This window comes from Sphingomonas sp. JC676 (genome assembly GCF_014489075.1).
Taxonomy (GTDB): Bacteria; Pseudomonadota; Alphaproteobacteria; order Sphingomonadales; family Sphingomonadaceae; genus Sphingomonas.
The window spans coordinates 362,808-374,443 of sequence record NZ_JACTGR010000006.1 but is presented as its reverse complement, the minus strand read 5'-3'; the positions used below and the strand labels follow the sequence as shown (position 1 = coordinate 374,443).

Annotated in this window: 8 protein-coding genes; 1 reads left to right on the top strand and 7 read right to left on the bottom strand. The window is 65.5% G+C overall.

What is annotated here, in order from left to right; all coding sequences use genetic code 11:
* Nucleotides 1-175 precede the first annotated feature (175 nt).
* Nucleotides 176-643: a hypothetical protein gene (locus tag IAG41_RS20350; RefSeq protein WP_187730490.1), complete on the bottom strand. Its 468-nt coding sequence runs from the start codon at nucleotides 641-643 to the stop codon at nucleotides 176-178.
* 240 nt (nucleotides 644-883) lie between these two features.
* On the opposite strand from IAG41_RS20350, the gene IAG41_RS20345 reads away from it, so the two are divergent.
* Nucleotides 884-3,913: a TonB-dependent receptor domain-containing protein gene (locus tag IAG41_RS20345; RefSeq protein WP_187730489.1), complete on the top strand. Its 3,030-nt coding sequence runs from the start codon at nucleotides 884-886 to the stop codon at nucleotides 3,911-3,913.
* Nucleotides 3,914-3,949: 36 nt separating this feature from the next.
* Here IAG41_RS20345 and IAG41_RS20340 read toward each other — a convergent pair whose 3' ends face one another.
* The 6 genes from IAG41_RS20340 to IAG41_RS20315 form a co-directional block, all read right to left on the bottom strand.
* A complete protein-coding gene (locus IAG41_RS20340) occupies nucleotides 3,950-4,741 on the bottom strand; it encodes a LytR/AlgR family response regulator transcription factor (RefSeq protein WP_187730488.1) in 792 nt (263 codons plus the stop codon).
* A complete protein-coding gene (locus IAG41_RS20335; RefSeq protein ID WP_187730487.1) occupies nucleotides 4,738-5,853 on the bottom strand; it encodes a sensor histidine kinase in 1,116 nt (371 codons plus the stop codon). Before IAG41_RS20335 ends, IAG41_RS20340 begins: the two co-directional genes overlap by 4 nt.
* A 62-nt stretch (nucleotides 5,854-5,915) precedes the next feature.
* The gene (locus IAG41_RS20330; protein WP_187730486.1) at nucleotides 5,916-6,374 is read right to left on the bottom strand and encodes a hypothetical protein; all 459 of its coding nucleotides are present in this window, start codon (nucleotides 6,372-6,374) and stop codon (nucleotides 5,916-5,918) included.
* A gap of 124 nt (nucleotides 6,375-6,498) precedes the next feature.
* Entirely contained in the window at nucleotides 6,499-8,007 is a 1,509-nt protein-coding gene (locus IAG41_RS20325; protein ID WP_187730485.1) for an MFS transporter, read from the bottom strand.
* Between the two features lie 23 nt (nucleotides 8,008-8,030).
* A complete protein-coding gene (locus IAG41_RS20320; RefSeq protein ID WP_316251192.1) occupies nucleotides 8,031-9,545 on the bottom strand; it encodes a tryptophan halogenase family protein in 1,515 nt (504 codons plus the stop codon).
* Complete coding sequence (locus IAG41_RS20315) at nucleotides 9,542-11,635, bottom strand: glycoside hydrolase family 97 protein (RefSeq protein ID WP_187730484.1); 2,094 nt, start codon at nucleotides 11,633-11,635, stop codon at nucleotides 9,542-9,544. Before IAG41_RS20315 ends, IAG41_RS20320 begins: the two co-directional genes overlap by 4 nt.
* Between the last annotated feature and the right edge of the window lies 1 nt (nucleotide 11,636).

The following is an 11,636-nucleotide window of genomic DNA, read 5'->3' as shown; positions in this document are numbered from 1 at the left end:
CAATGACCGACAATGGGCGCAAAGCGGACATGACCGGTGCCGGGTCGCCTCATAAAATCTCACGTCTTGTGTGGGGAAAAATGTGGGGTAGCCGCCCCTAGCTGCAAAGATTTCGCTGAAAAATCAGATCACTATCTCAGAATCTGAGATTCCTCCCGCTCCGCCACTTCCCTGTTTATTTGCCGCCGTTCCCTCCCCGGGCCGGCATCGCGATCAGCGCGATCGGGATGCCGACGAGCAGGATATGGATCCCGAGCGGCGTGAGCACCGATGCGAGGGTGACCGCACCACTTCCCGGAGCGGGCGGGAAGCGCAGCGGCAACACGATCCAGTACATGATCCCATAAAGCAGCGCGCCATAGACCCCGCCGATGAGCAGGCGCGGCCCCCGCAACCAAGGCAGCAGGTTCGTCACAGCGACAAACGCGGCGACCATCGCGGCCATGATGGCGACGTGCACCGCGAGGCCCGTAGCAGCGCCCGCCCAGCCGCTTGCCAGCGGCCATTCCCCGAACGGACCTGAGGCGATCCCTTGCAGCATGCGCGGGACCGATTTTCCGCGCAGCAGCGTCATGCCGATCGCCGCCGCGATATCGAGCGTGCCCGCAACCAGCGTTGCAACGGCGATCAGCTTCCCGCGCATATCGTTCCTCCCTCTCGTGCGGGCGGGGTGACCGGCGCGACCCGGTTTCGCCAGCCGCATGCAGCCCGGCGAAGCTGGCTGGCCCTGTGAAGCGGGCGAACGTCGGAAATTCGCAGTCGAACGTCGTCAAGCCGATGGGGCGGCTCGTCGGCAGCTAGTCGTGTGCGTTCGCCCGCTGGCGAATTGGAATGGTGGCCGCCTTCTCCTTTTGTGGATCGGATAAGCAAAAGGGGCAACTTCATGATCATCACTACTCGTGCACGCCTTCTCGCGACGGCCGTCCTGTTGTTGAGCGCGGCGACACCCGCGTTCGCCCAGGATAGCACCGCGACCGCTCCCCCAACCCAGGCCGATAGCGGCGACACCCAGGAGGAGATCGTCGTCACCGGCTCGCTCTTCGCCAGCTCCACGATCACGCCCTCGCCGGTCACCGTGCTGAGCGCTGAGTCGATTGATCAGCGTGGCCTCAACACCGTGCAGGATGCCGTGCAGCAGCTATCGTCGAACAACGGCCCGGCGCTCACCAATTCGTTCACCGCGAACGGCGCTTTCGCCGGCGGCGCCTCGGCGGTGTCGCTGCGCGGTCTCTCGACCAGCTCGACCCTGGTGCTCTTCGACGGCCTTCGCGCCGCCTATTTCCCGCTGGCGGATGACGGCTCGCGCAACTTCGTCGACCTCAACACCATCCCCGACGACATCGTCGACCGGATCGAGGTGCTGCGCGACGGTGCCTCGTCCAGCTATGGCGCCGATGCCATCGCCGGCGTCGTCAACATCATCACCAAGCGCGATTTCAAGGGATTTGCCGGCCGCGCGGAGGCGGGAATCTCCGAGGACGGGCTGGGCGCGAACCAGCGGCTGACGCTCACCGCCGGTACGGGCGATCTCGATAGCGACGGGTACAACGCCTATCTCAGCGGCTTCTATTTCCGCACCGAGGCCGTCTACAACAAGGACCTGCGCGCACCGTTCAACTCCGACGACCTTCGCGGCATCTGCAGCGACCGCACGGGGTCGCAGCATTGCGGCCCGAACAATGTGATGAACGGGCTCGACGGCGACGGCCATTTCCCCAATCTCGGTTTCGTCGTCGGCGCCTCGACCTTCTTCGTGCGCCCCTATGACGCGACCAACTCCGCCGCGCTGGGTCGCTACCAGATCCTCAACGCCGCCGCCGGCTGCCGCGTGGGAACTTCCTACAGCCCCACCGCGGCGGAGCTCGCCGCGAGCAACAACGGCTCGGTCCCGACCAGGCTCTGCCAGCAGGACACGACCAACGCCTATGCGCCGGTCTCGCCCAATATCGAGCGGTTCGGCGCCTCGGCGCGCTTCACCACCAAGGTGGGCGACAATGCGGAAGCCTATCTGCTGTTCAACTTCCAGCAAAGCACGACCAATTTCACCGGCGGCCCGGCGGCAATCCGCGCCAACGCCAATACCGGCATCCGCTATCCGCGCTTCTCGACATCGACGGCGGCCGGCGCGGTGGCGCCGGGTTCGGGCATATTGACGCTTCCAGTCTATGTGTGCCCCCAGGGCGTGGGTTCGGCGAATGGGCTGGGCACCGGCTGCAACGCGGGTAACGGCGTGCTCAATCTGAACAATCCATTCGCGGCCCAGGGCCAGGTTGCCCGCCTGGTCGGCACGCTGGCGGACACCCGCACCTTCAACGAGACGCGCAGCAAGGTGTATCGCGCGGCCTTCGGGATCAGCGGTACGGCCTTCGACGACTGGAACTACAGCCTCAACGCCACGGCGATGCACACCGACCTGCGGCTGCGCACCGCCGGCTTCGTGTACATCCAGCATCTGCTCGATGCGATCGCGCAAGGGACGTACAATTTCGTCAATCCGGAACGGAACAGCGCCGCGATCCGCGACTATCTCTCGCCCGAGAACATCACGCACGACAGCTCGGACCTCTACCAGGCGCAGTTCACCGTGGCCAAGAAGCTGCTCGACCTGCCGGGCGGTCCGCTCCAGCTCGGCTTTGGCGGCTCGATCTTCTACGAAGCGGTCGACGCACCGAGCGCGAACGACGACTATAACGGCCCGACCCAGCGCTATTTCACGCTCAATGCCTTCGGTACCAAGGGCAACCGCACCGTCACCTCGGCCTTTGGCGAGATCAACGCGCCGATCCTCGACATGCTCGAGGTCAACGCCTCGGGCCGCTACGACCATTATTCGAGCGGGCAGAGCAATTTTTCGCCCAAGATCGGCGCGAAGTTCACGCCGATCCGCGAAATCGCGCTGCGCGGCACCTATTCGCGTGGGTTCCGCATTCCAAGCTTCGGCGAGGCGAATGCGCTGCCGACGACGGGGTTCGTCTCGCAATCGGTCGCCAATATCCCGGCGAACTTCCTGGCGCAGTATGGCGCCGCCTGCCGGCCCGACAATGCGGCCGGCTGCCCCACCTATGTCACCGCATATTCGATCGGCCTGACGACGCTCGCGTCCCCCAATCTGAAGCCCGAAAAATCACGCAGCTTCACCGCCGGAATCCTGTTCGAGCCGATCCGGAATCTCTCAGTCACGGTTGACTATTTCAACATCAAGAAGACCGGGGCCATCACTGCGCCGTCATCGGATCCCGCAATCTCGGCCTATTATGCCGGCGCCGCGATCCCCGCGGGCTATAACGTTATCGCCGACGCACCCGATCCGAACCATCCCAATGCGCTGCCCCGGATCGCGTTCGTCGAATCCCAGCTGATCAACGCCAATACGATCAAGTCCGAAGGCTTGGATTTCGGAGTCAATTTCACGCACGATTTCGGTGGCTTGCGCTGGACGAGCAATCTCGACGCGAGCCTGATCCTCGAGCTCAGCACGACGTTCCCGGACGGCAGCAAGGAAACCTATGTCGATACGCTCGGCAACTTTAACCTGACCGCCGGATCGGGCACGTTCCGCTGGCGCGGAAGCTGGATGAACACCATCGAAAGCGGGCCCTTCGCCGCAACCGGCACGGTCAACTACACTTCGGGCTACGATATGTCGGCGATGGACCAGGGCACCGATTATGAGGATTGCGGCCTGGCGCCCGACTATGTCGGCTGCCGCGTCAAGCGCTACATCACGGTGGATCTGAACGCGACGGTGAAGGTCACCGACCATTTCAGCTTCTACGTGAACGCGATCAACCTGCTCGACGCGATGCCGGGCATCGACCCGGTCACCTATGGCGCGTTCAACTACAATGCCGTGCAGGTCGGCAACAACATCCTCGGCAGGCAATACCGTGCGGGCGCGAAGTTCCGCTTCTGACATTTGGAGGGCGGCGGTTCCGACCCGCCGCCTTTCCTACGCCTGGTCGCGCAGCATTTCGCGCAGACGCCTGGCGTAGACGCGGCCCGTGGCGATCCGCGTGCCGTCGCGCAGGATGATGTCGCGCCGACCGGTGGTCGACTGGCGCAGCTGCGCGATCGCGGCCAGCCGGACCAGTGCGGCGCGATGGACGCGGACGAACTTCGCCGAATCGATGCGCGCCGAAAGCGCCTTGATCGAGATCCGCAGCAGATGCGAACCGGTGGGCGTGTGCAGCCGCACATAATCGTCCTCGCTGCTGACCCAGTCGACCTGGTCGAGCGCGACATGGGTCAGGCTGCCGCTGATCCCGCGAATCCACAGCTCGGTCTCGTACGGCGAAGGGCGGCCGGCATGGAACTCGGCGCGGAGGTCGGCGATGATCCGCCGCATCTCCTCGATCTCGCGCGAGGAATTGTCCGCCGACAGCCGCTCATGCGCACGCCCGATCGCCTCGTGCAGTCGCACCGCCTCGATCGGCTTGAGCACATAATCGACCGCCGAAACCTCGAAGGCGCGGATGGCGAAATGATCGAACGCGGTCGTGAAGATGACCGCGGGCCTCACCCCGGACGGCAATTGGTCGAGGATATCGAAACCGGTGCCGTCCCGAAGGCGGATATCGAGCAGGACGACATCGGGCCGCAACTCGACGATTGCGCGAACCGCGTCGCGGCAGGAGGCGGCCGATCCGATCAACCGGACGCCGGGCATCGTCTTCAGCACGATCTCGAGCCGCCGCAGCGCCAGCGGCTCGTCATCGACGGTGAATATGGTGCAGTCGGTCATCGCGTGAAGGCCAGCGGCATCGTCACCCGTGCCGCGAACGATCCTCTGGCAGGCGTGAGAGTGAGGCTCTGCGCATCTCCGAAATATTCGGCGAGCCGTTGGCGCACATTGGCGATGCCGATCCCCTCGGCCCCCGACAGCTTGCGCTCGACTTCGGGGTTGCCGGCATCCTCCACCAGGATCGACAACCTGTCGCCGATCCTTTCGGCGGTGATCGAGATGCGCGTCGGTGGGCGGGACAGCGCCACGCCATGCTTGATCGCATTTTCGACCAATGGCTGGATGATCAACGCCGGCACTGCGGCGGACCGCAGCTCGTCCGGCAACACGATCTCGACGGTCAGATCGGGATAGCGCATCTGCTCGATTGCGAGATAACGCTGGTGCAGTTCGAATTCCCGATCGAGCGGCACGTCCATCAGCGGATCGATCGCAAGCGTCGTGCGGAAGAAGGTCGAGAGGCGCGCCAGCATGCGCTCCGCCTCCTGCCCGCGGCCGTCGAGGATCAGCGCGGAGATCGAGTTCAGGCTGTTGAACAGGAAGTGCGGGTTGATCTGGTTCGACAGCGCCCGGAGCTTGGCGGTATGCGCCATGCCGCGCAGTTCCGCCGCACGCTGCGCCTCGTGGCGCGCATCGAAATTATACTCGATCGCCAGATAGAGCCCGGTCCAGGCGATGAAGAACCAGGTCCACATCGACAGCACATACACCGCGTCGTTCCAGTCGACGATCACCAGTCGCGCGGCGCGGCCATACAGTGCGGCGAAGGCGAAATAGTTCGCCCAGGCATAGGTCTCCGCAACAAAGGGCGCGACTGCGGACAGGACGATCGCGCGCGTGCGGAACGAACGATGCGAGAGCCGGCGCAGCAAACGGTGGAAGCCGTAACAGATCGCGATGCCGACCGCCGACATCGCGATCCGAAGCACGGCCGCGTCGAAGGCCCTGTGGCTGCCCTGCAGGATGGTCCCGAGCGTGAAGAGCGCGAAACTCGCGCCCCACATGCTGAGCGTGAGCGTCAACTTGGCCCATATCTCGGCGCGTGCCTGTGGCCGTCTCGCGCCGGGGCCCACCTCCTCGACGAGAAAGAATTCGCGTTGGTCAGCGGGCATGGGAGCGTCCACGCCGCTTTAATTGCAGAACGGCCCAGACGTGTCGACATACGCTCAGCCGCTCAGAATCGACGTTCGGCCTCCCGTCCCGATATGGGCGCGGCAGCCGGCCAGGCCGAGGGATCGCCGAACTGGCAGCCGCGCTGCTCCGCGTTTCCGATCCACAATGCGGTCGATCCGCGGGCGTCGGGCTCCACCCGCAACACTAGGCCCCAGCCGCGACGGGCTTCGATCGGATCGCTGGCGCCGGCGGCCGCGAACTTGCGGCGGATACGATAGGTGATCACGTCCAGCGAAGCCGCGCTGGCCCCGGCCCCGGCCAGCGCCTCGGCGATATCGCGATGCGCCGCTCGGCCGCGCCGGACCAGCAAGGCCATCAATGCCGTTTCCGCGGGTGACAATCCCATTGCCGTGCCATGCACGAATATCTCCGGCGGCTCGGTCGTCACCGCCAGCGCGCCGCGCCACAACAATGCCGGTTGCTCGCCCGGATGGAACGAGACGAAGCTGCGCTCGATCATGCCGCGTTGGTAAGGTCGATGGCGCGGCGCGATCGAGTGCGCCGCTGCCGAACGACTTGTGGAAACAGCCCAACGGCGGTGGGGCGATCGAACGCTCGATTCCGACGGGCCGGCCGACGCTCTCCTACCCCTTCAGTGCCTGTACTCGCGTCATCGCCAGCGCCGCAAGCAGCAGCGAACCGGCGGCAAAGGCCATCGTCCAGATCGGCTCGGTGGGGAAGAAATACTTGGTCACCGAGCCCATCACCGTGGCCACGAGCAGCTGCGGCACCACCACGAAGACGTTGAACAGCCCCATATAGATGCCGAGCTTGCGCTGCGGCAGGCTGGAGGCGAGGATTGCATAGGGCATTGCGAGGATCGAGGCCCAGGCGATGCCGACGCCGATCTCGCTGATCAGCAGGAATTTGGGATCGCGGATCAGGAAGAAGCTGGCATAGCCCGCCGCGCCGCACAGAAGCCCGAAGATATGCGTGCGCGCCTGGCCGATCCGGCGCGACAGCAGCGGCAGCAAGGTGAGCGCGGCGATCGCCGCAACGCCGTTATAGGTGGCGAACAGCACGTCGACCCAGTTCGCCCCCTCCTGATAGAGCGGGCTCTTCGCGTCCGGCGCGCCGTAGAATGCGCCGGCGACGATCGGCGTGGTGTTGATCCACATGATGAACAGCGCGGACCAGCTGAAGAACTGCGCCAGCGCCAGCCGCTTCATCAATGGCGGCATGCCCGAGAAATCGCCGACGATATTACCGAGCATGCCCGCGGTTCCGCCCCGCTTCACGCTGACGATCGCGATCATGCTGGCAAGTCCATAAGCGGCGAGCAGCCCGCCCAGGAGATAGACCTCCTTCTCGAGCCCGAACGCCACGACCGCCGCGATCGTTGCCGCCCCCGCGCCGATCCAGGCCAGGCTGGGGCCGAAACCGCGGGCGGCGAGCGCCTGCACGGTGTCGCCACTCTCCTCGACGGCATCGTGGTGGAACCCGGCCATCTCGTCGGGGGAATATTCACGGGTGGTCAGCACGGTCCACAGCACTGACAGGAACAGTGCCGCGCCGCCGAACCAGAAGGCGTAGCGCACCGTATCGGGAACGCCGCCACCCATCGCCTGGTTCGAGACCCCGAGATGCTCGAGCGCCCAGGGGAAGATTGATCCGACCACCGCGCCGGTACCGATGAAGGCGGTCTGCACGGCATAGCCGGCGGCGTGCTGGTCCTTGTCGAGCATGTCGCCGACGAACGCGCGGAACGGCTCCATCGAGATGTTGAGCGACGCGTCCAGCACCCAGAGCATCACCGCGGCGAAGAGCAAAGCCGGGCTTTCCGGCATCACCAGCAACGCAAAGGCCGCGAGCAACGCACCGGCGAGGAAATAGGGGCGGCGGCGGCCGAGCCGGCCCAGCCAGGTGCGGTCGCTCATATGCCCGATGATCGGCTGGACCAGCAGCCCGGTGAGCGGCGCCGCGACCCACAAAGCGGGCAGATCGTCCAGGCTGGTGCCGAGCGACTGGAAGATGCGGCTCATGTTCGCATTCTGCAGCGCAAAGCCGATCTGGATCCCGAAGAACCCGAACGAGATGTTCCACAGCCCCGCCCAGCTCTGGCGCGGTCGGCGCGTAGCGGCCTCGTCGGTCATGTTTTCCCCTCCCGTTTCGCGCTTCATGCGGTTCGCTCCGCCAGCACCATCGCATGATCGCGGAAATTGAGCAGGCAGCCGTCGAGAAACGCATCGATTCCGGCCAGATCGGCGACCGGGGCCGAGGGGCGCAGCCGCGCGGCATCGGGGAAGGTGCCGTAACCGGCGAGCAGCACTTCCCACGACATCGGCGCATAATAGCCGGCAAGATCGCGATCGGTGACCACCGCGCCCACGTCGCGGCCGGTGAACCAGGCAGTCATGATCGCCTTGAGATCGTCGGACAGCCGGTCGTTGGCGGCATTGTCGCTCCAATAGGGCGTGTCGGCGCGCCGGTTCATCCGGTAATGCGCGACGATATAGTCACGCACGCCTTCGTAGCGCCGGGCGATGCGGGCGTTGAAGGCGTCGCGCTGCGCGGGCGTGAAGCCGCCTTCGGCATAAGCGCGGATAAAGCCTTCGACCGTCGCCTGGACGATATGCAGCGCGGTTGCCTCGAGCGGCTCGATGAATCCCTGGGCGAGCCCGATCGTCAGGCAATTGGCGGCCCAGCTCCGCTCGACCCGGCCGACCTTCATCGTCAGGCGCCGCGCGGTGACGTCGCTGTCCAGCAGTCCGAGATGCGCGCGCAGCTCGGTCTCTGCCGCGTCGTCCGAAAGATAGGAGGATGCATAGACATAGCCGTTGCCGGTGCGGCTGGTGAGCGGGATATCCCATGCCCAGCCGCACGAGAGCGCGGTCGAGGTCGTATGCACGTTGAGGCTTTCGCCGCGCGGCGTCGGCATCACCACGGCACTGTCGTTGAACAGATTGCTGGCGAACGGGAGGAAGCGCACGCCGAGCGCCTCCTGCGCGATCACCGATCGGAAGCCGCTGGCATCGACGAACAGGTCGGCGGCGAGCGGAGCGCCCTCCTCCAGCTCGAGCTGCGCCACATTGCCATCCTCGCCCAGCACGACTTGGGTGACACGCCGCGCGAGATGGGTGACGCCCCGCGCGACAGCATGATCGCGCAGGACATGGCCGACCTTATGCGCGTCGAAATGATAGCCATAGCCGATCGCGAAGGGGAAATTGGGCGGCGCCAGCGGCGCGCGGCGCGCGGCGGCGATACGGCTGTTGAGGAAGAAGCGGTCGGGCTGTGCGGGGACGTCCGCGCCGGTGCGGCGAGCGAGCGCGCTTGCCTGGAAGGCGGGCTGCGTATGGAGATCGATCCCGCCCGCGAAGGGGTGGAAATAGCCGGGTGTGTCGGCTGCCCAGCCATGGAACGCGATGCCGGCCTTGTAGGTCGCGTCCGCCGCCGGCATCCAGCCTGCCTCGGCGATGCCCAGCGTGTCGAACAGCGCCTTGAGCTGTGGCGTCGATCCTTCGCCGACGCCGACGATTCCGATCTCGGGGGATTCGACCACGGTGATCGCGGCGCCCGGCCATGCCTGAGCCATCAGGCATGCCGCCATCCAGCCGGCGGTGCCGCCGCCCAGGATGGCGATGCGGAGGGACGACGGCGCCGCGGAGGCACCGCCGTGCGCGGTTGTCACCGCCGCCTGGCCTTCTTGCCGCTCGCGACGAAGCGCACCGCCTCGCCGCCGCCCGGGGCCAGCTGCAAGCTCAGCTGCTCGCCCTTCTTCACCTCGCGCCGCTCGATCGTGATCGAATGCTGCGCGTCGGTGCGATAGTCGGCGCCGGGGCCGTCGCGATAGATCTCGGCGGTATAGCTGCGGCCGGCGTCGAGGAAGTCGAGCGACACGGTGAGCGTGCGCGCATTCTCGTCGGTGACGCTGCCGAGATACCAATTGTCCGATGCGCTGTCCTTGCGGGCGACGGTGACATAGTCGCCGACCTCGCCGTTCAGCACGCGCGTATCGGACCAATCGACCGGAACGTCGCGGATGAACTGGAACGCGCCCATATGCTTGGCGTAATTCTCCGGCGTATCGGCGGCCATCACCACCGGGGAATAGATGACGACATAGAGCGCGAGCTGCTTGGCCTCGGTAGAATGGATGCGGCTTCCGCCCGATCCGGTGAGGCTCAGCACGCCGGGGGTGAAGTCCATCGGGCCGCCCAGCCACTGGGTGAAGAACATGTTCGCTTCGTGCTCGGGCGGATTCTTCCCGGCCCAGCTGTTATATTCCATGCCACGGCCGCCCTCGCGGCTGACCCAGTTCGGATAGGTGCGGCGGAGCCCGGTGTCCTTGATCGGCTCGTGGCTGTCGATTGACACCTTGTACTTCGCTGCCGTCTGGACGACGCGGAGATAGTGGTTCGACATCCACTGGCCTTCGTGCCACTCGCGATGCTTGCTGCCATCGGCGTCGACACGCTCGATCTGGCCGGCATCGGTGACATAGCCGGTCTTCACCACCGGGATGCCATGGTCCGCCGCGAACTTGAAGGCGCGGTCCAGCTGGTCGTCATAATGGCTCGCCGATCCGCCGGTCTCGTTATGGCCGATCAGGTGCACGCCCTTCGACTTGGCATAGCGGGCCAGCTCGGTGGCATCGAAATCGGGCGTCGGCGTGTCGAACTGCATGTCGTTGCCGTTGCCGAACCAGTCGCCGTCCCAGCCGACATTCCAGCCCTCGACCAGCACGCCGGGAATGTTGTTGGCGGCAGCGAAGTCGATATATTTCTTCACGTTCGCGGTGGTGGCGCCGTGCTTGGGCCCGGTCGCCCAGGTCCATTCGCCCTTGATCATGTTCCACCACACGCCGACGAACTTGCCGGGCTTTATCCAGCTGACATCGCCCAGCTTGTTCGGCTCGTTCAGGTTGAGCTCGATGTGCGACATGTAGAGCCCGGGTGCGTCGTCGGCTAGGATCACGGTGCGCCACGGCGTGGCGAACGGGGCGTCGCGGCTGACCTTGGGCGCGCCGGCGCCGGGGGTGAGCACCGCGGTCAACGTGTTGCCGTCGCTCCGCTGCAGGTTCATCGCCGAATAGTCGACCAAAGCCGCCTCGTGCACCGCCGCGTGCGTGCCGTCGGCGAGCTTGACCGTGAACACGGTCTGCGCGGTGCCGACCGCGTTCAGCGGTGTCCGGTTGTAGACATATTCCTCGCGGTTCCACCCGAAGGCTGGCTTCCACCAGGCGGTGCCGTCCTGCGCGAAGGCGAACTGGGTCAGCTCCTCGGCGATGTTGGCGTGGTGGAGGTTGGGCTGGTCGGGGAAGGAGTAGCGGAAGCCGATCCCGTCGTCGAAGATGCGGAACGTCACGTCCATCTCGCGTTTCAGACCGGTCTTTTCGCGGAAACGCAGCGCGAATTCGGTGTGATTGTCGCGGATGGTCTTCCACTCGCCATAAGGCTGGGCCCAGCTCGTATCGCTGGAAGTGGTCGATTTACTGATCAGTTCCACGTTGCGCTCGATCTTGGGCGCATCGGTGAACATCATGCCCAACCGGCTCTCGGCCAGGATCGGCTTGCCCTTGCGGGCGACGGTGTAGGAGGGACGGCCATCGCCATCGATGAAGATCGAGACGGCAATCGACTTGTCAGGAGAGGTCGCGGTGGCGAGCGGCTTGGCGGCGGGGGCTGCGGCCTGCTCGACCGGATTGGCATCCTGCGCGCGCGCGCCGGTCGCGGCCAGCAGCGCCAGCGTGATCGCTGCGCCGATCGTCGGGTTCTTCATG